Annotated in this window: 24 protein-coding genes; 16 read left to right on the forward strand and 8 right to left on the reverse strand. The window is 59.1% G+C overall.

Going from position 1 to position 24,898, the window contains the following annotated elements:
• Window positions 1-19 precede the first annotated feature (19 nt).
• Together NA619_RS16260 and scpB are read left to right on the forward strand one after the other, a co-directional pair.
• Window positions 20-883: a segregation and condensation protein A gene (locus NA619_RS16260; protein ID WP_255962892.1), complete on the forward strand. Its 864-nt coding sequence runs from the start codon at window positions 20-22 to the stop codon at window positions 881-883.
• Window positions 880-1,650 carry an SMC-Scp complex subunit ScpB gene (gene scpB, locus NA619_RS16265; protein WP_255962893.1) on the forward strand — a complete coding sequence of 257 codons (771 nt, stop codon included), beginning with the start codon at window positions 880-882 and terminating at the stop codon, window positions 1,648-1,650. The genes NA619_RS16260 and scpB overlap by 4 nt, the downstream gene beginning before the upstream one ends.
• Here scpB and NA619_RS16270 read toward each other — a convergent pair.
• Entirely contained in the window at window positions 1,644-2,120 is a 477-nt protein-coding gene (locus NA619_RS16270; RefSeq protein WP_255962894.1) for a methylglyoxal synthase, read from the reverse strand. The genes scpB and NA619_RS16270 overlap by 7 nt on opposite strands.
• A gap of 104 nt (window positions 2,121-2,224) precedes the next feature.
• Complete coding sequence (gene gap / locus NA619_RS16275; protein WP_255962895.1) at window positions 2,225-3,226, reverse strand: type I glyceraldehyde-3-phosphate dehydrogenase; 1,002 nt, start codon at window positions 3,224-3,226, stop codon at window positions 2,225-2,227.
• Between the two features lie 121 nt (window positions 3,227-3,347).
• Between gap and edd the strand changes: the two genes are divergently transcribed.
• The 10 genes from edd to NA619_RS16325 all read left to right on the forward strand — a co-directional run bounded on the left by edd (window position 3,348) and on the right by NA619_RS16325 (window position 14,594).
• Window positions 3,348-5,177: a phosphogluconate dehydratase gene (edd, locus tag NA619_RS16280; protein WP_255962896.1), complete on the forward strand. Its 1,830-nt coding sequence runs from the start codon at window positions 3,348-3,350 to the stop codon at window positions 5,175-5,177.
• Complete coding sequence (locus NA619_RS16285; protein ID WP_255962897.1) at window positions 5,174-6,145, forward strand: glucokinase; 972 nt, start codon at window positions 5,174-5,176, stop codon at window positions 6,143-6,145. Before edd ends, NA619_RS16285 begins: the two co-directional genes overlap by 4 nt.
• Before the next feature lie 41 nt (window positions 6,146-6,186).
• Entirely contained in the window at window positions 6,187-6,921 is a 735-nt protein-coding gene (locus tag NA619_RS16290) for a response regulator (RefSeq protein WP_255962898.1), read from the forward strand.
• Window positions 6,905-8,365 (forward strand): ATP-binding protein, encoded by a 1,461-nt coding sequence (locus NA619_RS16295; RefSeq protein WP_255962901.1) that lies wholly within the window; start codon window positions 6,905-6,907, stop codon window positions 8,363-8,365. Before NA619_RS16290 ends, NA619_RS16295 begins: the two co-directional genes overlap by 17 nt.
• A gap of 162 nt (window positions 8,366-8,527) precedes the next feature.
• The gene (locus tag NA619_RS16300; RefSeq protein WP_255962902.1) at window positions 8,528-9,778 is read left to right on the forward strand and encodes an ABC transporter substrate-binding protein; all 1,251 of its coding nucleotides are present in this window, start codon (window positions 8,528-8,530) and stop codon (window positions 9,776-9,778) included.
• 156 nt (window positions 9,779-9,934) lie between these two features.
• Window positions 9,935-10,861: a carbohydrate ABC transporter permease gene (locus NA619_RS16305; protein WP_122164768.1), complete on the forward strand. Its 927-nt coding sequence runs from the start codon at window positions 9,935-9,937 to the stop codon at window positions 10,859-10,861.
• Window positions 10,854-11,699 carry a carbohydrate ABC transporter permease gene (locus tag NA619_RS16310; RefSeq protein ID WP_255962903.1) on the forward strand — a complete coding sequence of 282 codons (846 nt, stop codon included), beginning with the start codon at window positions 10,854-10,856 and terminating at the stop codon, window positions 11,697-11,699. Before NA619_RS16305 ends, NA619_RS16310 begins: the two co-directional genes overlap by 8 nt.
• A 10-nt stretch (window positions 11,700-11,709) precedes the next feature.
• Complete coding sequence (locus NA619_RS16315; protein WP_255962904.1) at window positions 11,710-12,867, forward strand: ABC transporter ATP-binding protein; 1,158 nt, start codon at window positions 11,710-11,712, stop codon at window positions 12,865-12,867.
• Between the two features lie 224 nt (window positions 12,868-13,091).
• A complete protein-coding gene (locus tag NA619_RS16320) occupies window positions 13,092-14,315 on the forward strand; it encodes a maltoporin (protein ID WP_255962905.1) in 1,224 nt (407 codons plus the stop codon).
• Between the two features lie 87 nt (window positions 14,316-14,402).
• Window positions 14,403-14,594 (forward strand): DUF1289 domain-containing protein, encoded by a 192-nt coding sequence (locus NA619_RS16325; protein WP_255962906.1) that lies wholly within the window; start codon window positions 14,403-14,405, stop codon window positions 14,592-14,594.
• Here NA619_RS16325 and NA619_RS16330 read toward each other — a convergent pair whose 3' ends face one another.
• Window positions 14,595-15,458: a MurR/RpiR family transcriptional regulator gene (locus NA619_RS16330; protein WP_272891795.1), complete on the reverse strand. Its 864-nt coding sequence runs from the start codon at window positions 15,456-15,458 to the stop codon at window positions 14,595-14,597.
• A gap of 153 nt (window positions 15,459-15,611) precedes the next feature.
• Between NA619_RS16330 and zwf the strand changes: the two genes are divergently transcribed.
• The 4 genes from zwf to rluB all read left to right on the forward strand — a co-directional run bounded on the left by zwf (window position 15,612) and on the right by rluB (window position 19,718).
• Window positions 15,612-17,081, forward strand: coding sequence for a glucose-6-phosphate dehydrogenase (zwf, locus tag NA619_RS16335; RefSeq protein ID WP_255962908.1), 1,470 nt, complete (start codon window positions 15,612-15,614; stop codon window positions 17,079-17,081).
• Window positions 17,068-17,781 (forward strand): 6-phosphogluconolactonase, encoded by a 714-nt coding sequence (gene pgl / locus NA619_RS16340; protein ID WP_255962909.1) that lies wholly within the window; start codon window positions 17,068-17,070, stop codon window positions 17,779-17,781. Before zwf ends, pgl begins: the two co-directional genes overlap by 14 nt.
• Window positions 17,782-17,800: 19 nt before the next feature.
• Window positions 17,801-18,451: a bifunctional 4-hydroxy-2-oxoglutarate aldolase/2-dehydro-3-deoxy-phosphogluconate aldolase gene (locus tag NA619_RS16345; protein ID WP_255962910.1), complete on the forward strand. Its 651-nt coding sequence runs from the start codon at window positions 17,801-17,803 to the stop codon at window positions 18,449-18,451.
• Between the two features lie 133 nt (window positions 18,452-18,584).
• A complete protein-coding gene (rluB, locus tag NA619_RS16350) occupies window positions 18,585-19,718 on the forward strand; it encodes a 23S rRNA pseudouridine(2605) synthase RluB (protein ID WP_255962911.1) in 1,134 nt (377 codons plus the stop codon).
• Window positions 19,719-19,786: 68 nt separating this feature from the next.
• On the opposite strand, the gene NA619_RS16355 is transcribed toward rluB, so the two are convergent.
• The 5 genes from NA619_RS16355 to NA619_RS16375 all read right to left on the reverse strand — a co-directional run bounded on the left by NA619_RS16355 (window position 19,787) and on the right by NA619_RS16375 (window position 24,578).
• A complete protein-coding gene (locus NA619_RS16355) occupies window positions 19,787-20,722 on the reverse strand; it encodes a GGDEF domain-containing protein (RefSeq protein ID WP_255962912.1) in 936 nt (311 codons plus the stop codon).
• A gap of 207 nt (window positions 20,723-20,929) precedes the next feature.
• Window positions 20,930-21,670, reverse strand: a complete 741-nt coding sequence (locus NA619_RS16360; protein ID WP_255962913.1) for a YciK family oxidoreductase — start codon at window positions 21,668-21,670, stop codon at window positions 20,930-20,932.
• 64 nt (window positions 21,671-21,734) lie between these two features.
• Window positions 21,735-22,406: an N-acetylmuramic acid 6-phosphate phosphatase MupP gene (mupP, locus tag NA619_RS16365; RefSeq protein WP_255962914.1), complete on the reverse strand. Its 672-nt coding sequence runs from the start codon at window positions 22,404-22,406 to the stop codon at window positions 21,735-21,737.
• The gene (gene ubiG / locus NA619_RS16370; protein ID WP_255962915.1) at window positions 22,406-23,104 is read right to left on the reverse strand and encodes a bifunctional 2-polyprenyl-6-hydroxyphenol methylase/3-demethylubiquinol 3-O-methyltransferase UbiG; all 699 of its coding nucleotides are present in this window, start codon (window positions 23,102-23,104) and stop codon (window positions 22,406-22,408) included. Before ubiG ends, mupP begins: the two co-directional genes overlap by 1 nt.
• 121 nt (window positions 23,105-23,225) lie before the next feature.
• The gene (locus NA619_RS16375) at window positions 23,226-24,578 is read right to left on the reverse strand and encodes a TRZ/ATZ family hydrolase (RefSeq protein WP_423836843.1); all 1,353 of its coding nucleotides are present in this window, start codon (window positions 24,576-24,578) and stop codon (window positions 23,226-23,228) included.
• Window positions 24,579-24,898 lie beyond the last annotated feature (320 nt).

Consider the following 24,898-nt stretch of genomic DNA (forward strand, 5'->3'; position numbering starts at 1 on the left):
TCCCTTTCATGGAGAGATCATGCAGGAAACTCAGGTCGAGCCAATGGCCGAGCAGCCGGGCGAACAGTTGCGGCTGGCACTCGTCTATGGCGAGGCTTTCAACAACTTGCCGCAGGATCTCTACATCCCGCCAGATGCCCTCGAGGTGTTTCTCGAAGCGTTCGAAGGGCCGCTGGATCTGTTGCTCTACCTGATTCGCAAGCAGAACATCGACATTCTCGATATCCCGGTGGCGGAAATCACCCGTCAATACATGGGCTACGTCGAGTTGATGAAGGCCGTGCGACTGGAGCTGGCCGCTGAGTATCTGGTGATGGCCGCGATGCTGGCTGAGATCAAATCGCGGATGCTGCTGCCACGGTCGGCGGAGGTTGAGGAGGATGAGCTCGACCCTCGCGCCGAGCTGATTCGACGGCTGCAAGAGTACGAGCGCTACAAGGCAGCCTCAGAAGATCTTGATGAGCTGCCGCGTGTCGGGCGAGAAGTTCATGTGCCGCGTCTGGATGCCCCCGACGCACGTGCGCGCAAGCTGCTGCCCGAGGTCAGCCTCGAAGAATTGCTGATCTCCATGGCTGAGGTGCTGCGTCGCGCCGACATGTTCGAAAGCCATCAGGTAACTCGCGAGACGCTGTCGACCCGCGAACGCATGAGCGATGTGCTGGAGCGCTTGAAAGGTGGCGCTTTCGTGCCCTTTGCTGCCTTGTTCGCGATCGAGGAAGGGCGGCTTGGCGTCGTGGTGACCTTCATGGCGGTGCTCGAACTGATCAAGGAGTCACTAGTTGAACTGGTACAGAACGAGCCTTTCGCGCCGATCCATGTCCGAACGCGGAGCGAAGAATCGTCATTGCTGCAAACCGATGAGTCCAAGGAGCCCCATCTGTGAATCTGTCGGAGCCCAAAGACCTCGCCTCTCTGCTGGAAGCCTTTCTGCTGGCATCTGGCAAGCCGATGTCTATCGAACGCATGGCGGAGCTCTTCGAAGAGGTTGAGCGTCCGGCGCCGGCGTTGTTGCGCAAAGCACTCGAAGTTCTGGATAAATCATGTAAAGGCCGTGCATTCGAGCTGAAGGAAGTCGCCACGGGCTATCGCCTGCAGGTCCGCGAGCGTTTCTCGCCGTGGGTCGGTCGGCTATGGGAGGAGCGTCCGCAGCGTTATTCCCGAGCGTTACTGGAAACTCTCGTGCTGATCGCCTATCGGCAGCCCATCACCCGCGGCGAAATCGAGGATATCCGCGGCGTTGCGGTCAACAGCCAGATCGTCAAGACATTGCTTGAACGCGAGTGGGTGCGAGTTGTGGGCCACCGCGACGTGCCGGGGCGACCAGCCATGTTCGCCACCACCAAGCAGTTCCTCGACCATTTCAATCTGAAGAACCTCGACGAGCTTCCGCCATTGGCCGTATTGCGCGAGATGGAGCCTGAGCCCTTGCCTGTCGACGTCGAGGACGCCCCGGTACCTGCTGCGCTGCAGGCTCGCGCTGATCTCGAGCAGGCGTCGGAAGGGCCGCGCGAGCAGACCAGCTTCCGCACACTGCTGGCAGAGCTGGACAGCATGGAGACCGGTCTGAAGACCGACTTCGAGGATTTGCGCGACGAGGCCGAGCCTGAGGAAGGGCAGGATCTGTCGGAAGAGGGTAAACGCGACTATTGATCGGCGGGCTGGCGTCCGGCCAGGTAACTGCCGTAATCCGGAATACTCAGCGAGTGCGCCTGGTCTAGCATCGGGCTGGAAAGCAGATAGTCAGCGCTGCACTCGTTGGCCGCCAGCGGGATATTCCACACGGCCGCAACACGTAGCAGGGCTTTGACGTCCGGATCGTGCGGTTGCGGCTCGAACGGGTCCCAGAAGAACACCAGCATATCGATCCGTCGCTCGGCGATGCGTGCGCCTATCTGCTGATCCCCGCCTAGCGGACCGCTGATCATGCATTCCACCGGCAAACCCAGACGCTGCGCAAGCAACAGGCCGGTTGTGCCAGTGGCGAGTAGCTCATGGCGTTCCAGTCGCGTTTTCTGCCGCTCAGCCCATTCCAGCAACCGTCCCTTGCAATGATCGTGTGCGACCAGGGCGATGCGCTTGCGGGTCGGCAATGTCGCACTTACGAAAGCAATGCGGTTCATGTTCGTCCTTGTTGTTACCAGAATGGGCTGGTGCTCGACAATGCTCACGCCCGTTAACCCACGTGCCAACCGCCGCGACGGTTTCCCGGCCGCGGCTTGCTGGTTCAAGCGGCTTCGTGCAGTGCCCGGCAGGTGTCGAGCATGCGGTTGGAGAAGCCCCACTCGTTGTCGTACCAGGCCATCACTTTCAGCAGCCGTCCGCTAACCTTGGTGTGGTTAGTGTCGAAGATCGAGGACATGGGATTGTGGTTGAAGTCGCATGACACCAGCGGCAGCGAGTTGCACGCCAGGATCGGCGAGCGCTGGCTGGCTTCGAGCATCAGCGCGTTCACTTCTTCAGCTGAGGTCTCGCGGCTGAGCTCTAGGGTCAGATCGACCAGCGACACGTTGATCACTGGAACCCTGACTGCCATGCCGGTCAATTTTCCCGCGAGCTCCGGAAGTACCAGCCCGACGGCTTCGGCGGCACCGGTTTTGGTCGGAATCATTGACTGAGTGGCCGAGCGTGCGCGGTAGGGGTCGCTGTGGTAGACGTCAGAAAGGTTCTGGTCATTGGTGTAGGCATGAATGGTAGTCATCAGGCCATGTTCAATGCCGTACTCTCGGGACAGCACTTGCGCAACCGGCGCCAGGCAGTTGGTGGTGCAGGATGCATTGGAGATGATCTGATGCGACTGGCGCAGGATGTCGTGGTTGACCCCGTAAACGATGGTGGCATCGGCGCCCGTAGCCGGTGCAGAAATGATCACCTTGCCGGCGCCGGCTTCCAGATGGGCGCTGGCCTTTTCGCGAGAGGTGAACAGGCCGGTACACTCGAAGACTACATCGACCTTGTGCTGACGCCAGGGCAGTTCGGCCGGGTTACGGATCGCGGTAACGGCGATGGTGTCCCCATTGACGCGCATTTCAGACTCCGCCACCTCGACCTTTGCGTCGAAATGGCCGTGCACGCTGTCGAACTGCAGTAGATGGGCATTCATCGCCGGACTACCCAGATCGTTGATCGCCACGACCTGAAGGTGCTCGCGGTAATCCTGGCTGTACAGAGCGCGAAGGACGTTGCGTCCGATACGGCCGAAACCGTTGATGGCGATGCGAATGGTCATAAGAAGGTCCTGGGCGGAATTTGTTGTGGGAATTACAAGATTATTCCTGTCAAAATAGAAATCAAGCCTAAATGTACGTTGTTTTGTTGATAAAACTACAGATAAGAGCAGGAGTGACGGCATGCACCCGCGGATTCAAGAAGTTACCGAACGTTTGATCGAACGCAGCCGCCCGACGCGTGAGCGCTATCTGGCTCAGATGGCCGCTGCGGCGAGCGATGGACCCCAGCGTGGCAAGCTGCAGTGCGCGAACTTCGCACATGGCGTCGCCGGTTGTGCGTCCACCAGCGATAAGCAGCAGTTGCGCCTGATGAACGAGGCCAACGTGGCCATCGTTTCGGCCTACAACGACATGCTGTCGGCGCATCAGCCCTATGAACATTTCCCCGAGATCATCAAGCAGGCGCTGCGTGAGGTCGGTTCGGTGGGGCAGTTCGCCGGCGGCGTGCCGGCAATGTGCGACGGCGTTACCCAGGGTGATCCGGGGATGGAAATGAGCCTCGCCAGCCGTGAGGTGATTGCCATGGCAACGGCCATTGCGCTATCCCACAACATGTTCGACGCGGCGCTGTATCTGGGCATCTGCGACAAGATCATTCCTGGCTTGATGATCGGTGCCTTGCGCTTCGGTCACCTGCCGGCGGTATTCGTACCCGGTGGGCCGATGCCGTCAGGCATTCCGAACAAGCAGAAAGCCGAGGTCCGGCAGCGCTACGCCGAAGGCAAGGCCAGCCGTGAGGAGCTGCTTGAGTCGGAAATGCTGTCCTATCACAGCCCTGGCACTTGCACCTTCTATGGCACGGCGAACACCAATCAGGTGGTAATGGAAATCATGGGCCTGCATTTGCCGGGCTCGTCGTTCGTCAATCCGTACACGCCGCTGCGTGACGAGCTGACGCGCGAGGCGGCGCGGCAGGTGACGCGCCTCACTCCGCAGTCGGGCAACTACGTGCCGCTGTGCAAGATCGTCGACGAGAAATCGATCATCAACTCAGTGGTGGCCCTGAACGCTACGGGTGGCTCGACCAACCACACCTTGCACATTCCGGCATTCGCACAGGCTGCCGGTATCCAGCTGACCTGGCAGGACATGGCTGACGTCTCGGCCGTCACGCCTACCCTGGCCAAGGTCTATCCCAACGGCCAGGCCGATGTGAACCACTTCCACGCGTGTGGCGGCGTGCCGTTCATGGTGCGTACGTTGCTCGATGCCGGTCTGTTGCATGAAGACGTCTTCACGGTCATGGGCAAGGGGCTCCAGCAGTACACCCAGGAACCCTTCCTCGAAGAGGGCAAGCTCGTTTGGCGTGAAGGCCCGGAAAGCAGCCTGGACGAGACGATCCTGCGCCCCGTCGAACGCGCGTTTTCGCCTGAAGGCGGCTTGCGCGTACTGGAGGGTAACCTCGGCCGTGGCGTGACCAAGATCTCCGCTGTTGCCCCCGAGCATCGCGTGGTCGAAGCGCCTGCACGCGTGTTCAGCGATCAGGCCGAACTGGCGCAGGCATTCAAGAATGCCGAGCTTGAGAAGGATTTCATCGCAGTGGTACGTTTCCAGGGGCCGAAAGCCAATGGCATGCCCGAACTGCACAAACTGACGCCGTTCCTCGGCGTGCTACAGGATCGCGGGCATAAGGTTGCGTTGGTCACGGACGGGCGCATGTCAGGTGCGTCCGGCAAAGTACCCGCAGCGATCCACGTCAGCCCTGAAGCGCTCGATGGCGGTCCGCTGTGCCGTGTACGCGACGGCGACATCATCCGCGTTGATGGTGAAACGGGCGAGCTTCGAGTGCTGGTTGATCAGGCCGAATTTGACAGCCGCGAGCGGGTCATGGCGCCCAGCGATCTGGGAATCGGTTGTGGCCGCGAGCTGTTCGGCTTCTTGCGCTCGGCTTTCAGCCCTGCGGAAAAAGGTGCGAGTGTGTTCACCGAGGAGTTGGAGGCGCTCAAGTGACGGCACTGGTAGGTGACATTGGCGGTACGAACGCTCGGTTTGCGCTCTGGCGCGACGGGCAACTTGAGTCGGTGCGGGTTTTGCCAACTGTCGATTACCCGCGCCCTGAGGATGCCATTCGTGCCTATTTGAAAGGTATCGGGCAAAGCGTGGAGGCGCTGCAAGCCGTCTGCCTTGCATGCGCGGGTCCGGTTTCGGGCGATGAGTTCGCCTTCACGAACAATCATTGGCGCCTCAGCCGTACATCCTTCTGCCAGGATCTGGGGCTCAGCGATCTGCTGCTGATCAATGATTTCAGCGCCATGGCGCTGGGTATGACGCGCTTGCGCGAGGGCGAGCTGATAGAGGTCTGCCCGGGCCAGTCGGCACCAGGCCGCGCGCGCCTGGTAATCGGGCCGGGTACCGGACTTGGCGTCGCGACACTCCTGCCGGTCGGTGACGGAATGTGGCAGGCGATGCCGGGCGAGGGCGGTCATGTCTGTCTGCCCATAGGGTCGACCCGCGAGGCTGCGCTTTGGGCGCGCCTGCACGAAAAGCTTGGCCATGTGAATGCCGAAGCTATCCTCAGTGGCGGCGGTTTGCTCGAACTCTATCGGACCAGCTGTGCCCTTGATGGCGAGGCTCCCCGGTTCAGCTCGCCAGCTGAAGTCACGGCCGCGGCCTTGACTGGCGATGCATACGCCGAAGCCGTGCTGGAACAATTCTGTGTCTGGCTGGGTCGTATCGCCGGCGACAATGTCCTCACTACGGGGGCGCAGGGTGGCGTCTACATTGCCGGCGGCATAGTCCCGCGCTTCGTCGAGTTCTTCTCGCGCAGTGGTTTCAGTAAAAGCTTCCGCGACAAAGGCAACATGAGCCGGTATTTTGACAAGGTCCCCGTGTGGGTGGTGACAGCCGAGTACCCGGGGCTTGAAGGCGCTGGAGTTGCTTTGCAGCAGTTGCTGGAGGGATCACTCGGCGGGCGCTGACGCGGCGAGACGCTCATACATAACAAGAGAAGGGATGCCAGGTGAACCAGGCTGGAAAATCGATTCTGCTGGTCGATGACGATCAGGACATTCGCGAATTGCTGGATGCCTACCTCAGCCGTTCCGGCTTTCAGGTGCGTACCGTTGCCGATGGTACGCAGTTTCGCGAAGCCATGAGCCGTGATTCGGCAGACCTGGTCATCCTCGACGTAATGCTTCCCGACGAAGACGGCTTCAGCCTGTGCCGTTGGGTGCGTGGACATCAGCGTCTCGCTCAGATGCCTATCATCATGCTTACCGCAAGCTCGGATGAGACCGACCGGGTCATCGGTCTCGAACTCGGCGCCGACGACTATCTGGGTAAACCCTTCAGCCCCCGTGAACTGCTGGCGCGAATCAAGGCGCTGCTTCGCCGGGTCAATTTCGGCCAGGAGCGCGGTAGCGACGTGCTGGCTTTCGATGAGTGGCGGCTGGATATGATCAGCCATCGGCTGTTCCATCAGGACGGTGAAGAGGTGTTGTTGTCAGGGGCCGACTTCGCGCTGCTCAAGCTGTTTCTCGATCATCCACAACAGATCCTCGATCGCGACACCATTGCTAACGCCACGCGCGGGCGTGAGGTGATGCCGCTCGAGCGAATCGTCGACATGGCCGTCAGCCGGCTTCGCCAGCGTCTGCGAGATACCGGCAAGTGCCCTCGGTTGATTCGAACCGTGCGCGGCAGCGGCTATCTGCTCGCCGCTCAGGTAGCGCCGCATCATGACTCCGTCGGCTAAGCGCAGATGGTTGCCGGTCCCGCGCTCGCTGCTCGGCCGGATGCTGTTGCTAACGCTTCTGGTGGTGTTGATGGCGCAGGCGCTGTCGAGCTTCATCTGGGTATCGCAGCTTCGGGCAAGCCAGATGGAAGGCTTGCTGACCAGTGCCCGCAGCGTGGCGCAATCGATGTCGGCCAGCGTCAGCTACTTTCGCTCACTGCCGCTCGGCTATCGGCCGCTGGTGCTCGACCAATTGCGGAGCATGGGCGGCACACGCTTCTTCGTCTCGCTCAATGACAAGCCCCTCGACATGCAGATTCTGCCGCCCACCGAGCGCAAGCAGGCTGTGCTGGCCGAGGTGGACGACGTGCTCCGGGAGCGTCTGGGCAATGACGTCGACATGTCGGTCAACTTCGTCAGTCCGGATGACCTGCGTATTTTCAATGGCGGGGTGAAACTCGACGAGTTGCCGCGTTCCTGGGCGCATTACGCGCTGAGCCTTGAGCCCCTGAATCCGCCGGTGCTGGTCACGCAGATCCAGATTGCGCCGGGAGAATGGCTCTACCTCGCATCCCTGATGCCGGCGCCCTACGTCAGCCTGGAAGACGACGGCATTCCCACCCAGCAGCTCTGGTTCGTCTTCCTCACCACCAGTTTCCTGTTGTTGTTCATCGGCATCCTAGTGCATTGGCAGAGCCGGCCGTTGAAGAAGCTGGCGCAGGCGGCCCGGGAAATGTCCCTTGGCAGCGAGATCGAGTTACTGCCTGAGCGGGGCGGCAGCGAGGTGATCGAGGTCAGTCGAGCATTCAACAGCATGCGTGAGCGTATCGGTCGTTACCTGACTGAACGTAGCCAGCTCTTCAGTGCTATTTCCCATGACCTGAGAACCCCCATCACACGCCTGCGCCTGCGCGTCGAGCTGCTGGAGGACGAAGCGCTACAGCGCAAATTCAGCCGCGATCTCGATGAACTCGAACTGCTGGTAAAGGGCGCGCTGCAGTGCGTCAAGGACACCGATATCCACGAGAACATCGAGCCACTGGATCTCAACCTGCTGCTCGACTGCGTGACCGAGCCCTATCTGGCACCAGCCGGCAATGGGCGCGTGACGGTGGAGGGCAGGGCGACGGCGCCCTATGCGGGCAAGCCCCTGGCGCTCAAGCGTTGCATCGGCAACCTGCTCGATAACGCGCTTAAGTATGGCGAGCGGGCGCATCTGTTTATCGAAGACAACAAAAGCACATTCGTGCTGCATGTCGACGATGAAGGCCCTGGCGTGCCGCAGGCATGGCTGCAACAGGTGTTCGAACCTAACTTCAGGCTGGCCGCCAAGCAGCCTGGTTACGGGCTTGGGCTAGGTATCGCACGCAACATTGCGCATGCCCACGGCGGAGAAGTGAGTCTGCGGAATTTGGAGGAGGGAGGCCTGCGCGTAACGCTGAGCCTGCCGCGGCATGCCGAATGATGACCAGCGCTATCCCCCTAGGCAGTTTCCTGTGGTCACGACTTTGTAACGAAGCGGTGACTATTCCATATCCCTTCGTTACCCGGCGTGAGATGACGTGCGCCTAGAATCGGTGCAGCGCAAGCGAAGACTTGCACCGATAACAACAAGAAAGGAAAACCCATGAACGCGATACATCGTCTTGTTACTGCTGTTTCCCTCGCCTCCCTCGTTCCCTTTGCTCACGCCGGTGAAGTTGAAGTTCTGCACTGGTGGACATCAGGCGGCGAGAAGCGCGCCGCGGACACGCTGCAGCGCCTCGTTGAAGAGCAAGGTCACACCTGGAAGGATTTCGCCGTAGCCGGCGGCGGTGGTGAAGCCGCCATGACCGTGCTGAAGACCCGCGCCGTTTCCGGCAATGCACCCGCAGCAGCCCAGATCAAGGGCCCCGACATCCAGGAATGGGGTGAGCTGGGTCTGTTGACTGATCTCAATGACGTGGCTGAAAAGGCCAAGTGGGACGAGTTGCTACCCAAGCAGGTCTCCACCGCCATGAAGTACGAAGGCGACTATGTGGCCGTGCCCGTCAACGTGCACCGCGTCAACTGGCTGTGGATCAACCCAGAAGTATTCGAGAAGGCCGGCGCAACGCCGCCTACGACTCTCGACGAATTTTTCACTGCAGCTGAAAAGCTCAAGGCGGCTGGTTTCATGCCTCTGGCCCATGGTGGTCAGCCTTGGCAGGACGGCACCGTATTCGAAGACCTCGCCCTGGCGGTGCTCGGCCCGGAAGACTTCCGCAAGGCCTTCGTCGATCTCGACCGTGACGTGCTGACCGGCGACAAGATGGTTGAAGCCTTTGCTGCCCTGAAAAAGCTACGCGGTTATGTCGATAACAATGCCGCGGGTCGTGACTGGAACAGTGCCACCGCGTTGGTCATGAACGGCAAGGCCGGCATGCAGATCATGGGCGACTGGGCCAAGAGCGAGTGGAGTGCTGCCGAGAAGATCGCTGGTGAGGATTACAAGTGCCTGCCTTTCCCCGGAACCGAAGGCAGCTTTACCTACAACATCGACTCGCTGGCCATGTTCAAACTCAGCAACGACGATAACCGTCAGGCACAGCAGGATCTGGCCCGCACTGTACTAGAGCCTGAGTTCCAGCAATTCTTCAATCAGAACAAGGGCTCCATTCCGGTTCGTCTGGATCAGGACATGAGCGAATTCGACGTCTGCGCCCAGCAGTCGATGAAGGACTTCAAGTCAGCTGCGCAAGGGCCGGGTCTGGTGCCCAGTCTGGCTCATGGCATGGCTGCGTCCAGCTATGTCCAGGGCGCGGTGTTCGATGTCGTCACCAACTTCTTCAACGATCCTGATGCCGATCCGAAGAAGGCGGCGCAGCAACTGGCTGCGGCGATTCAAGCGGTTCAGTAGCGCTTTGGGTCGCGTTCCGCGACCCCTTTTTACAACCTTGATGCCTTGGCATCGAAACCCGGCGGCCGGTCATTTGATCGGCCGTGACGGGAGAGTCATGCCCCGCAATCAGCATTGGAACCGCGTCATGCAACCTGTATTCGTCCGGAGCCAACCATGAGCTCAACCGCTGTCATCACCAAGCCGTCCCGGCTCACCAAGGCGTCACCGCTCGATGCGCTGCAGAGCTGGCTACCCAAGCTGGTTCTGGCCCCAAGCATGCTGATTGTCCTGGTCGGTTTCTACGGCTACATCTTCTGGACGTTCCTGCTTTCGTTCACCAATTCGCGTTTCATGCCCAGTTATAAATGGGTCGGTCTGCTGCAGTACGAGCGACTCTGGAACAACGACCGCTGGTGGGTCGCGAGCAAGAATCTGCTGGTGTTTGGCGGGCTGTTCATCACCATCAGCCTTACCATCGGCGTGCTGCTCGCTGTGCTGCTGGATCAGCGCATACGGCGTGAAGGCTTCATACGCACCGTTTATCTGTACCCGATGGCGCTTTCGATGATCGTCACCGGTACGGCCTGGAAATGGCTGCTCAATCCGGGGCTGGGCATCGACAAGATGCTGCGCGACTGGGGCTGGGAAGGCTTTCGTTTCGACTGGCTGGTTGACCCCGATCGGGTCGTCTACTGCCTGGTCATCGCTGCCGTCTGGCAGGCCTCGGGATTCGTCATGGCCTTGTTTCTGGCAGGGCTGCGTGGCGTCGACCAATCCATTGTTCGCGCCGCTCAGATCGACGGTGCCAGCCTGCCAAGCATCTACCTGCGCATCGTTCTGCCAAGCCTGCGGCCGGTGTTCTTCAGCGCACTGATGATTCTTGCGCACATCGCCATCAAGGCGTTCGACCTGGTAGCTGCGATGACGGCAGGAGGCCCAGGCTACGCCTCGGACCTTCCGGCGATGTTCATGTATGCCCATACCTTCACGCGAGGACAGATGGGGCTTGGTGCCGCCAGCGCCATTCTGATGCTCGGCGCGGTCATGGCGATCGTCGTGCCTTACCTGTATTCGGAATTGAGGAACAAGCGCCATGACTAGTCTGGTAGGGCGTAAGCGCCTGACATTCAGCCGGGTGGCCATCTACGCAACGCTGCTTGTGGCTGTCGCGATCTACCTGGTCCCGCTGGTGGTGATGCTGCTGACCAGCTTCAAGACACCTGAGGACATCCGTACCGGCAACCTTCTATCCTGGCCTGACGTGATGACTGCGATCGGCTGGATCAAGGCGTGGGACGCCGTGGGCGGATATTTCTGGAACTCGGTGAAGATCACCGTACCAGCAGTAATCATTTCGACCCTGCTCGGTGCGCTCAATGGCTACGTCCTGGCGATGTGGCGCTTCCGGGGTTCTCAGTTGTTCTTCGGGCTGTTGCTGTTCGGCTGCTTCCTGCCGTTCCAGGTAATCCTGCTGCCAGCCTCGTTCACCCTCGGCCAGCTCGGGCTCGCCAATACCACGCCCGGGTTGGTGTTGGTGCATCTGGTGTATGGCCTGGCGTTCACCACGCTGTTCTTCCGTAACTTCTACGTAAGCGTGCCTGACGCGTTGATCCGGGCAGCGCGTCTCGATGGCGCGGGCTTCTTCACCATCTTCGGGCGGATTCTGCTGCCGATGTCGATCCCGACGATCATGGTCTGCCTGATCTGGCAGTTCACTCAGATCTGGAACGACTTCCTGTTTGGTGTGGTGTTTGCCAGTGGTGACACGCAACCCATCACCGTGGCGCTGAACAACCTGGTCAATACCAGCACGGGTGCCAAGGAATACAACGTCGATATGGCTGCGGCGATGATCGCCGGGCTGCCAACGCTGGTGGTGTACATCCTCGCTGGCAAGTATTTCCTGCGCGGGCTCACTGCCGGCGCGGTCAAGGGTTAGGAGAGCGACCATGGCTGCACTAGAACTTTGTAACGTTCGCAAGAGTTATCCCGGCAGCGCCAACGAAACGCTGAAGGACATCGATCTTAAAATCGAGGATGGCGAATTTCTGATCCTCGTAGGTCCGTCAGGCTGCGGTAAGTCGACCTTGATGAACTGCATCGCCGGCCTTGAAGACATCTCGGGTGGTGAAATCCGCGTCGATGGCGCGGATATCAGTTCCGCCAGCCCGAAGGATCGGGACATCGCCATGGTGTTCCAGTCCTACGCGCTGTACCCGACGATGACCGTGCAGGAGAACATCGCCTTTGGCTTGAAGATGCGCAAGGTACCTGCGGACAAGATCGAGGAGGAGGTTTCGCGGGTCGCCAAGCTGCTGCAGATCGAGCACCTGCTCGGCCGCAAGCCATCGCAACTGTCGGGCGGCCAGCAGCAGCGGGTGGCAATGGGACGTGCGCTGGCGCGGCGGCCGAAGATCTATCTGTTCGACGAGCCGTTATCCAACCTCGACGCCAAGCTGCGGGTCGAGATGCGTACCGAAATCAAGCTGATGCATCAGCGTCTGAAGACCACCACCGTCTACGTAACTCATGACCAGATCGAAGCCATGACGCTTGGCGACAAAGTGGCGGTCATGAAGGACGGCATCGTCCAGCAGTTCGGTACGCCGAAGGAAATCTACAACAATCCGGCAAATCTGTTCGTTGCCAGCTTTATCGGCTCTCCACCGATGAATTTCATTCCGTTGCGGCTGAGCAAACTGGGCTCGACCTGGCAAGCGCTGCTCGACAGCGGTCAGGATCGCTGCGAGCTGCCGTTGGAGCTTGCCGAGGGCGAATCGCTTGAAGGTCGCGAGGTGATTCTCGGTATTCGCCCGGAGCAGATCAGCCTGGGCACCGAGGGAGGGCTGCCGGCCCTGCGAGCCGAAGTGCAGGTGGTCGAACCTACCGGGCCTGACACCATGGTTTTCGTCGAGCTCAACCAGACCAAGGTCTGCGTTCGCCTCGCGCCGGATGCGGCGCCTGCGCCCGGTGTCAGCCTGAATCTGCAATTCGAGCCGGACAAGGTGCTGCTTTTCGATGCCAAGACCGGTGAACGGCTGGGTGCCGTCAAAGGCAATGGCTCGACCGAGCGCAATGGAACGGTCACTCGATTGATGGCTCGTTGAGCCCAAGTGGGAAAAAGGCTTGGTCGCGGTATATCTGCGTACCGGCACAGGTTTCATCCGAATGTTATTGATGTGCCTGGTTTTTCGGTGACACGGACGAATCCCGTGATTGCCAGAAAGTCGAGACGCAGCTCGCAAAGATGCGGGCTTGCGGATCGTAAGGAGAGCCGGCTTCGGCTCGATCCAACAGCAGTAACAACAATAAGAAGCTAATTGGAGCGGATATGAAAAAAACCACACGCCTGGGCCTCGCGGTGTCGCTGGCCAGCCTCGCTATGCCGGTTGCAGTCCAGGCCCTGGACTTTAATGGATATGTTCGTAGCGGTGTCGGTGAATCGAGCGGAAGCGATTCACAGGCCTGTTTTCAACTGCCCGGCGCACCTTCGAAGTTTCGCCTCGGTAACGAGTGTGAGCAGTACGCGGAGCTGGGGCTGCGCCACGATCTGTTCACAATGAACGATGGTTCTGTGCTGAGCATCGAGGGCATGGCAGCGCTTTACAACGAATACGACCACACGCCCAAGTTCACCGGCGATCATGGCTTTGCGCGGGTGGTGCAGGCCTATGCCGAGTGGAGCAAGATGCCAGCGCTAAACGGCGGGTCGTTGTGGGCCGGACGGCGCTTCTACAAGCGGAACGACATCCACATTTCCGACTTCTACTATTGGAACCAGAGCGCGACCGGTGCCGGTATTGAAGACATGGAAATTGGTGGCTTGAAATACAGCTATGCGTTTTCCCGCAAGGACAGCGTGTTCCAAGAGGATTACATCAACCGCCATGACTTCAACGTCGGAGGCTTCAAGTCCAACCCTGATGGCGAGTTGCAGTTCGGGGTCAGCTATATCGATGATCCTGATCAGAGCGAATCCAACAGCGGCTGGGCCGTGACCGCTCAGCACGAGCAGGTTGGCTTCCTTGGCGGCAGCAACACCTTCGCCGTTCAATACGGTGAAGGCCCTGGTACCGGCTTGGGTTATACCGGTGACGTCACATTGGGCAGCAGCGACAAGAGCTGGCGCGTTGTTGAGTTCTTTGATTGGCAGGTTACGCCCCGTTTCGGTGGGCAATTTCAAGCTGTTTATCAGAAGGATAAGCGTCAGGATGGCGGCGACCAGGACTGGATCTCGGTGGGCGTGCGTCCGGTGTATGCCTTGACCGATCAGTTCAAGTTGGTGGCTGAGGTTGGACATGACCAGATCGACGCCCCCGAGGGGACGCGAAAGCTGACCAAGTTCACCGTGGCACCGACCTGGTCACCTGCTGGCCCGGATTTCTGGTCGCGTCCTGAGGTGCGTCTGTATTACACATACGCTCAGTGGAACGATGAAGCGCAGCAGGCTGCGAACCTGATGGCAGCCGGCAGCGCTCTGTCTGAAAACGGCGCCTTTGGCAGCGCTCAACATGGCTCCAACTTCGGTGTTCAGGTCGAGTACTGGTGGGACTGATCGTACCGATAGCCTAAATCGCTTAGAACCTCCCGGCAGCGAGGGCCTCTACTTAGCGGTAGGGTCCTGGCTGAAGCGGAGGTGGTTTTGGGCGACAAGGCGAAAAATCCATGTATCAGTATCTGTAAGCTAAAGGACGACATCTGCATCGGCTGCGGGCGCAGCCGGGACGAGATGAAGGCCTGGAAGGGAATGAAAAACAAAGAGCGCAAGGCGGTCAATGAAGTGGCCGCCGAGCGGCTCAAAAGTCTGGGCAAGGCCAGGAAGAAAAAGAAGTAATCAGTTTTCCTCGGCCGGGTAGCGGGTCGCCATCAGGCTTTCCTTGATCTTGCGAAGATGCGGCTGGAAATCCACCCCGCGCCTTAGCGTCACGCCAGCGGCAAGCGCATCGAGCACTGTCAGCTGGATGATTCGCGACGTCATCGGCATATAAATGTCGGTGTCTTCGGGCAGGGGGATGTCCAAGCTTAGCGTGCAGACCTTGGCCAGCGGTGAGCCCGCTGCAGTCAGGCCCAGCACTGAGGCGCCATTGTCGCGCGCAACAGTTGCCGCCTCCACCAGCTCGCGAGTGCGGCCCGTATAGGAAATGATTACGAACAGGTCGCCGGTATGTGCGACTGACGCCAGCATTCTCTGCATCAACACATCGCTGTGGGCAGTGACTGGCAAGTTGAAGCGGAAGAACTTGTGCTGCGCATCAAGCGCGACCGAGGCCGATGCACCGAGTCCGAAGAAATGGATCTGACGTGCCTGGATCATCAGGTCCACGGCGTGGCTGATTGCCTGCGGGTCAATTGCCTGACAGGCGCTGTCCAGCGAGGCGATTGTGCTGCCGAATATCTTGCGGGTGTAGGCCTCGGGACCATCGTCGGCTTCAACCGCGCGGCTCACGTATGCGGCGCCACTGGCCAGACTCTGCGCCAGTTGAATCTTGAAGGCCGGATAACCAGCGGCGCCGAATGACCTGCAGAAGCGATTGACGGTGGGTTCACTGACCTTGGCCGCTTGGGCGAGCGCGGCGATGCTGTAGCGGGTCGCTTGCTGGGCATCACTCAGAATGACCTCCGCAACCTTCCTTTCAGCTTTGTTCAGCTCTTCGAGCCGGTTGTTTATCTGTTCCAAGAGATTTTTCATGCGATCCATGTCTCTTCTTTCAAGGGCCCGCGTTCGCAGTGGCTTCGAGAAGCTTGGCGATACGCGAAAAAATCAGGATATGTTGTTTTTAATAACAACATTATGTGCTTAAAATGCGCGCAACAACCTGTCACGCAGCTTAATTTGGTTAGTATAAAAAACATGCCTGCTATCACTGTTGACGCAACCACCTTTGCTCTGTTCGGCGCGCTAGGCGACCTGGCGCTACGCAAGCTGTTTCCTGCACTTTACCAGCTGGATCGAGCGGGTCTGCTCCATCGTGACACGCGCATATTGGCGCTCTCTCGCGATACCGGCGAGGCCAGTGTCCATCTGGAGCGAGTCGATCAGGCGTTGCGCCGCCATGTTCCTGCCGCGCAGCTGGATGAAGAGACGCTCGCTCGGTTCGGCGCAAGGCTTGAATACCTCACCATGGACTTCCGCAATGCGCAGGATTACACGGCGCTGGCTGAGGTGGTATCGCCCGATCTGCCGTTGATTGCCTATTTCGCCACGCCTGCTTCGGTATACGGATCGATCTGCGAGCACCTTGCCGCTGCAGGGCTGGCTGAACAGGCGCGCGTCGTACTGGAAAAGCCGATCGGCCATGACCTGGAGTCCTCCCGGGTGGTCAACGATGCCGTCGCTCAGTACTTTCCCGAGACGCGTATCTACCGGATCGATCACTACCTCGGCAAGGAAACGGTGCAGAACCTGATAGCGCTGCGCTTTGCCAACAGTCTGTTCGAGACGCAGTGGAATCAGCACCACATCTCCCACGTCGAGATCACGGTGGCCGAGACAGTCGGTATCGAGGGGCGCTGGGGATATTTCGATCAGGCCGGCCAGCTGCGCGACATGATTCAAAATCATCTGTTGCAACTCCTCTGCTTGATCGCAATGGATCCGCCGAGCGACCTCACCGCCGACAGCATTCGCGATGAGAAGGTAAAGGTGCTCAAAGCCCTGGCTCCGATTACGCCTGAGCGTATCGGGCAGCAAGTGGTGCGGGGGCAGTACGTCGCCGGTTCGGTCGGTGGCAAGGCTGTGCCTGGGTATCTGGAGGAAGAAAACTCCAACGCCGAAAGCAGCACTGAAACCTTCGTCGCCCTGCGTGCCGAGATATGCAATTGGCGCTGGTCGGGCGTACCGTTCTATCTACGCACCGGCAAACGCATGGGCGAAAAGGTTTCGCAGATTGTCATTCATTTCAAGGAACCGCCTTTCTATATCTTCGCGCCGGAACAGCGCTCGCTGATCAGCAACCGCCTAATCATCCGCCTGCAGCCTGATGAAGGCATTTCATTGCAGGTAATGACTAAAGAGCAGGGCCTCGACAAGGGCATGCATCTGCGGAGCGGGCCGCTGCAGCTGAATTTTTCGCAGACGTACAAGAGCTCGCGTATCCCCGATGCATACGAACGGTTGCTGCTGGAAGTGATGCAGGGCAACCAGAACCTCTTCGTGCGCAAGGACGAAATCGAGTACGCCTGGAAGTGGTGCGATCAACTGATCGATGGATGGTCCCGTATGGGAGATGCGCCGAAAGCGTATCCAGCTGGTTCATGGGGACCGGTAGCCTCCATCGCACTGATAACCCGTGACGGGAGGTCCTGGTATGGAGATCTCTGATTTGCAGCTCCCGGCTGAAGTCGAGACTAAAAGCTTTAAAGATGCGGCGGAGATGGCCCAGGCGCAGGCCGAGCGCGTCGCTCGTGCACTGGACGTCGCGATAAGCGAGCAGGGCGGCGCGAGCCTGGTGGTCTCCGGCGGTCGCAGCCCGATCGCATTTTTCGAGGCGTTGTCTACCTGCGAGCTCGACTGGTCCCGTGTCCAGATCAGCTTGGCCGACGAGCGATGGGTGGATTTAAGCGATACGGATAGCAACGAAGGTTTGATTCGTCGCCATCTGCTGCAGAACGCGGCGGCAGAGGCGCAGGTCATCGGGCTTTCGCAGCCTGCCGAATCGCTTGAAGAGGCCGCGCAGCTGGCAGGCCAGAGGCTAGCGAGCCTCCGCCAACCTATCGATGTGCTGGTGCTTGGTATGGGTAACGATGGTCACACTGCGTCCTTGTTTCCCGATAGCCCTTTGCTGGCGCAAGCTCTCCAGCGGGACGGCACCGCGAGTTGCCTGCCAATGCATGCACCCGTCAAACCGCAGCAACGTATCACCATGACTTATCCGCTACTTGCCGCCGCACGTATGCAAATGCTGGCCATTCAGGGGCCGGACAAGCTCGAAACCTTGCAACAGGCCTTGCGCCTCGAACCGATGCAGATGCCCATTCGCGCATTTCTGCATTCTCCTTTGGAAATCTATTGGTGCCCCTGAGGGCCGAGGACCTTTGCCGATGAACATGGAACAGAAGAACGCTCAAATCGAGCAAATATGTACTGAGGCCCGCATCCTTCCTGTTATCACAATTGGAAGCGAGGAGCAGATCCTGCCGCTGGCTGATGCGCTGGCTGCGGGTGGGCTCAAAGCGCTCGAGATCACATTGCGTTCGGCTCATGGCCTGACGGCGATCCGTCGCCTTCGCCAGGAGCGTCCGGATCTGTGCATCGGCGCTGGTACGGTGCTGGACAAGCGAATGATGGATGAAGTCGAGGCGGCAGGCGCGCAGTTCATCGTGTCGCCGGGCGCCACTGACGAGTTGCTGCAGGCTGGTGTGCACTGCTCCGTTCCGCTGCTAGCTGGCATCAGTAATGCGTCTGACATCATGCGCGGCTATGCGCTTGGATATCGTCGCTTCAAGCTGTTCCCGGCCGAGGTGTGTGGCGGCGTTGCCGCTATCAAAGCACTGGGCGGGCCGTTTGCGGATGTGCGGTTCTGCCCGACTGGCGGTGTTAATGCTGCAAATGCAGCACAGTACCTGTCGCTCCCTAACGTCATGTGTGTCGGTGGAACCTGGATGATCGACGGCGCAGCGCTGAAGAACGGCGACTGGGCCAGGATTCAGAAAGCAACAGCTGACGCTCTGGCTGCGCTGAATAACGCTTGATCACCTGACGGTAGGACTGGCTGCGGTCGAACGCGCCGCGGTTCGGCTGCTAACCTCCCTAGTGCTTTGGCAGGCCGGCCCGCGTATAGTGCGCGGCCTTTCTATCGGAACTGCCACACCGGGAGGTGCCCAGATGACCGAACACGAAGATACAACCCCTCACATTGCTCACGGCGAAAAGTTACAGAAGGTCCTGGCACGACTTGGACTGGCCTCACGCCGTGATGTCGAAAATTGGATTGCTGCTGGCCGAGTCAAGGTCAATGGCGCCGTCGCAACCCTCGGCCAGCGTGTAGATCTGCATGACGCCATTGCTGTCGATGGTCGCTTGCTCAAGCGCGAAGAAGCAGCCGAGACCGTCCGCCGTGTGCTGATTTACAACAAGCCCGACGGTGAGATCTGCACGCGTGACGATCCAGAAGGACGGCCTACGGTGTTCGATCGACTGCCGCGCCCGAAAGAGGGCCGCTGGATCAACATTGGCCGGCTCGACATCAATACGACCGGCTTGCTCCTGTTCACCACCGACGGTGAGCTGGCCAATCGCTTGATGCATCCCTCGTACGAGATGGACCGTGAGTACGCAGTGCGGGTGCGTGGCGAGGTCGATGAGGAGATGATCGAACGGCTGAAGACAGGCGTCATGCTCGAGGACGGGCCGGCTCGCTTCACCGACATCCAGCAGGCGCCGGGCGGCGAAGGCTTCAACCATTGGTACCACTGCGTGGTCATGGAAGGTCGCAACCGTGAAGTTCGCCGTCTATGGGAATCCCAGGGTTTGGTCGTCAGCCGTCTCAAGCGTGTGCGGTTCGGGCCGGTATTCATGACGTCCGACCTGCCCATGGGTCGCTGGCGCGAAATGTCCCAGGGCGAAGTCGACATCCTCAGCGAGGAGGTCGGTCTCAAGCCGGTCGCGCTGCCAGGCATGAAAGCCAAGGCCAAGGAGAAGCTGGAGCGCATGCAGCGCAAGGTGGCTAAACCCATCGGGCGCGGAGACCGCAAGCCTCGCGTTCTGCGCTCCGCCCACGAGGCCGACGTCCCGAGTGGCGCTGACAAAGGTCGTCGTTCGCGTGACGATCAGCCGGCACGCAGGACACGCGATACTGACGAGCGCGCCAAGCCAAGTCGCGGCACGCCGGTCGCAGAGCGGCCAGGTGCCTCCAGTCGCGGTCGTGGCAAGCCAGCCCCTGCCAAGCGCGGTGGCCCGGCTGCTTCCGTGGGGCAGCGCCCTGGCTTCGGCCGTGGTGACCGCAGCAAGCGCCCGTAACAGTCCAGTGCAGGATAAAAAAAGGCGGTGCCGTTTTGGCCCGCCTTTTTTGCAGGTGTAGTGCCGCTCTATGCGGAGGCAATCCGCGTGAGGTTTCGACCGTCGCGCTTGGCCTGATATAGCGCTTCGTCAGCGCGTTTCAATAGTTCTTCATGAGACTCGATTGGCCGAAAGGTGGCACACCCAAGACTGGCCGACAGGCGAACCTGCTTGTCGCCGACGAGCAAGCAAAGCGTTTGCACAGATGCTCTGATGCGTTCAGCCACTACTGCGGCTGCATCGGAACCGGTGTTGGATAGCACGAGGACGAATTCCTCGCCGCCGAACCGAAACACCATATCGACATTGCGTAATTGTTCTCTGAGAAGCAGTGCGACGGCCTTCAGAGCGGCATCGCCGGCCTGGTGGCCGTATGTGTCGTTCAGGGCCTTGAAATGATCCATGTCGAGCATGATGACCGAAAGGGCCTGCTCGTGACGCCGCGACAGCTCGGTTTCCCGGAGCAGGCCCTGCTCCAGCGCGATGCGATTACCTGCGCCAGTCAGTGGGTCCTTTAGCGAAGCTTGAATCGCCCGACGGTAAAGGAGAGCGTTGCGCAGCGGAAACAGCAAACAGCCAATGAGACGCTCGAGCTGATCTAGCACACTTTCGGGCAGCCCGTCGTTACTGAACAGATTGAGCTCGCCGATGCAATCGCCCTGGTGAGTAAGCGAATAGCCGACTTCGCCATTGCCGGCTTCATGCCCGAGTCGAAGATGGAAGTCGGTTCCGGAATGGCGGTAGGAAAGACCGCTCACGGGCAGCAGCTGCTGGATCTCTTCGAGGAAGAAACCCAGTAGACGGTCGAGTTCGAGGCTCGTCTGCAGGCGTAACGGAAGACTAAGCAGTAACTGGGAAAGGCTGCATTGGCTTGGAATGGCTGCCCGGCTGTTACTGATATCCAGCCGTCTAATACGAGCGGCGCGGATGTCTACTGTGGTGTCGTCCTGTTTATTGGGCAGCATGAGATCAACCTCGGAACGCAAATTGCGCTGATGGATCTTCTAATGCGATTTTGATGCCAATCTAAAAAGTCGTTTAAATACAAAGATATAAGCGATCAGTCGAACTGGAGCTGGCAAGTGATTGCCAGCGGAACGGCGAAATGATGCCAAACTGACATGTCGAGGCTAAGCGAAGCGCCGGAAAACAGGCACTCCAGCTCGATAACCCTACTGAGCGTCTAGAGCCTGTCCGTTAGTGCCGATACTGTCTGGGCCCATCAGATACAGGTAGAGCGGCATGATGTCAGCGGGGAGGGGATTAACGTTCGGGTTCTCGCCAGGATAAGCCTTTGCTCTCATATCAGTGCGGGTCGCGCCCGGATTGATGCTGTTGCTACGCACATTTCCAGTGTCTTCAAGCTCGTCTGCCAATACCTGCATCAAGCCTTCCGTGGCGAACTTGGATACGGCGTATCCGCCCCAGTAAGCTCGCCCTTTGCGTCCGACGCTGCTCGACGTGAAGATCACCGAAGCATCGTCGGATAACTTGAGTAGCGGGAGCAATGTGCTGGTCAGCATGAACGCTGCGTTGACGTTGACCTGCATGACCCGCATGAAGTTGTCACCGGAGAGCTGTTCGATCGGTGTTCGCGGCCCAACGATGCCCGCATTGTGTAGCAAGCCATCAAGGCGGCCGAACTCTCTCTCGATGGTCGCAGCGAGCTCGTCATACTGGTGCGGCAGCGCTGTTTCCAGATTGAGAGGTATCACCGCGGGTTTTGGGCAGCCGGCGGCTTCGATTTCGTCATAAACCCTGTTGAGGTTTTCTTCATTTTTGCCCAGCAGCAGGACGGTCGCCCCATGTGCGGCATAAGTCTTTGCGGCTGCTTCGCCAATTCCCCGGCCAGCGCCGGTAACCAGAATGATCCGACCGTTGAGCAGGTCAGGGCGGGCTGAGTACTGGAACATCTGAAGCCTCTTGTGCAGATTGCGGGCGAGTGCCCGCCGTCGAAATGGGTAAGAAGTAGCGGGGTCAGTTGCTGCGTTCAACGCTTTTGAGGCAAGCCCGCAATTCGAGCGGGTGGTTCACAACGATATCTGCACCCCAAGTGTCCGGATTGTCGTCCGGGTGGATATAGCCATATCGGACCGCAGCCGTACGGCTGCCTGCAGCGCGGCCGGACTCGATATCGCGTAGGTCATCCCCTACGAACAGTACAGTCGCGGGATCGAGTCCCAGCTGGCTGCAGGCCAACGTCATGGGCTCAGGATCAGGCTTGCTCTTGCTGACATGGTCAGGGCAGACCAGCACGGCGGAGCGTGAGGCCAGCCCCAGCTGCTCCATGATCGGCTCCGCAAAACGAGATGGCTTGTTGGTGACGACCCCCCATATCAAGCCTGATTGCTCGATTTCCATGAGCAGCTCTGTCATGCCGTCATACAGCCTGCTTTCAACGGCGCAATGGTCTTGATAGCGGTCCAGAAATTCCAGCCGCAACGCTTCGAATTCTTCGGACATCGGATCGACATCGAACGCACTTAGTACCATCGCCCGCGCGCCGCCAGAGACAACGTCACGAATCAGCTGGTCCGGAACACGGTCAAGGCCGCGAGCGACGCGCATCGCCTGGGCAACCGCTATGAAGTCAGGAGCGGTATCAAGCAGCGTCCCATCCATGTCGAATAAGATTGCGCGTAAACGCATCAGGCCTCCCGTACCGTTTGGATCATGTAATTCACATCCACGTCGGGTGACAGTTTGTAGTGTTTCGTCAGCGGATTGTAGGTGAGGCCAATGACATCCTTGACCTCAAGACCGACATCGCGGCTCCAGGCGCCAAGCTCGGACGGGCGAATGAACTTGCGGTAGTCATGAGTACCGCGCGGCAGTAACTGCAGCACATACTCGGCACCGATGATGGCGAAAGCGTAGGCCTTGGGGTTGCGATTGATGGTGGAAAAGAACACTTGGCCGCCTGGCTTCACCATTTCGTAGCAAGCGCGGATTACGGAGGCGGGATCGGGCACGTGCTCGAGCATTTCCAGGCACGTGACGACGTCGAACTGCTCTGGTTGCTCTTCCGCCAGCGCCTCTGCCGTTATCTGGCGATAGTCGATTTCCAGTCCGGACTCAAGAAGGTGGAGTCGAGCTACTGAAAGGGGCGCTTCACCCATGTCGATTCCAGTCACTGTGGCTCCACGCTGGGCCATGGCTTCACTCAGAATTCCACCTCCGCATCCTACGTCCAAAACTTTTTTGCCCGCTAACGAAACGTGCTCGTCGATCCAATTGACTCTGAGCGGATTGATCTCATGCAGCGGTTTGAATTCGCTTTCCCTGTCCCACCAGCGGTGGGCCAGGGCTTCGAATTTGGCAATTTCAGCGTGGTCGACATTGCTCATGGTCTGTTCCATTTGAAAGCTTGAGGGAGAAGCTTGAGCGGTAATCGCTAATGGTGCCAGCTTCTGTCTGACGAAGAACTCAAAGTAAGGGCGCTTCGCATAGGTCAGGTTGTCGCGGCGGCTATTCGTTACTCTTCTTGTTGGAGCTGATCTTTTCTCCCCACTCTCTGGCCGTTGCGATCACTCGCTCCTCATCGATGCGGGTGAGCTTGCGATTGTCGAGCAGCTGCTTTCCTCCAACCCATACGTGACGTACACAGTCTCGACTGCTGGAATATATAAGTTGGGAAACCGGATCATAAACAGGCTGCTGCGCCAAGCGCGATAGATCGAAAGCCACCATGTCGGCAAATTTTCCGACTTCTAACGAGCCGGTGTGCTCGTCCAGGCCAAGTGCACGAGCACCATTAAGGGTGGCCATCCGTAACGCACGATGCGCACTGAGAGCGGTTGCAGATCCTGCGACTGCTTTTGCAAGCAGCGCTGCGGTACGAGTTTCGCCCAACAGATCGAGGTCGTTATTGCTCGCTGCACCGTCGGTGCCTATGCCGACATTCACACCTGCTTCCCACAGGCGTTCGACAGGGCAGAAGCCGCTGGCTAGTTTCAGGTTGGATTCCGGGCAATGAATAACACTGCAGTTGTGCTCAACAAGCAGAGCGATGTCCTCATCGTTCACCTGGGTCATGTGTACGGCCTGAAAACGTGGACCGAGGAGTTGGAGGCGAGCCAGGCGAGCCAGCGGACGCTCCCCATGTTTGCTGATGGCCTCGTCGACTTCATGCGCCGTTTCGTGGACATGCATATGAATGCCGACATCCATCTCAGCTACGAGGGTGCGGATAGTGTCGAGCTTATTGTCCGCGACCGAGTATGGCGCGTGCGGGCCGAAGGCTATGCTTAGGCGCGGGTGATGCTTGAGGTCGTCGAACAGCGCTACACCTTTGCGCAACGACTCGTCAGCGTCACGAGCGCCGGGGATGGGGAAATCCAGTACAGGAATAGTGATCTGCGCCCTGATGCCAAGCTTGTGAACGAGCTGGCTGACCACTTCCGGAAAGAAGTACATGTCGGAAAAACAGGTGATCCCACTTTGCAACTGTTCCGCAATGGCCAACTCGCTTCCTGCCTGAACGAATGACTCATCAACCCATCGGCTTTCCGCAGGCCAAATGTGGTCACGAAGCCAGGTCATCAGCGGGAGATCATCCGCGAGTCCCCGAAACAATGTCATGGCCGCGTGACCGTGCGCATTGACCAGCCCGGGAGCCAACAGCATTCCGCTGAGATCGCGTGTTTCGCGCGACACGTACCGGATAGCATCCTCACGAGGAGCAATGAACACTATGCGACCATCCCTGACGCCTAGCGCGTGGTTCTTCAGCACGACCCCGGCGGGCTCGACCGGAACGATCCACGTAGGTAAGAGTAGTAGGTCAAGCGGTTCGGTATCTGTATGGGGCATGAAGGCCATCTGGGCAGGTTGGTAGGGATAACGATTGTAGAGCCTGTACGGCTCCGTTAGAAGAAAGCTGACTCTGCACTATAGATAGTGGAGCGGGGGAGCGTGTGTTGATCACTGCTAAATCAATAGGTCCTACATAAATCTTAAAACAACCGTTGACGTGAGTTTTTCAGCACCTATAATGCGCACCTTCTCCGGCGCAGGCCTTGAGCGAAACCTCTTGTAAATCAAGAAGTTATCGAAATTTAGGGCTTGCACGGATGGCGAATTCGAGTAGAATGCGCCGGGCTGACAGGGTGGTGGTTTGGCGCTGTTGGTGGTTCTGGTCG

The sequence above is a fragment of the Stutzerimonas stutzeri genome, assembly GCF_024448895.1.
Lineage (GTDB): Bacteria > Pseudomonadota > Gammaproteobacteria > Pseudomonadales > Pseudomonadaceae > Stutzerimonas > Stutzerimonas stutzeri_Q.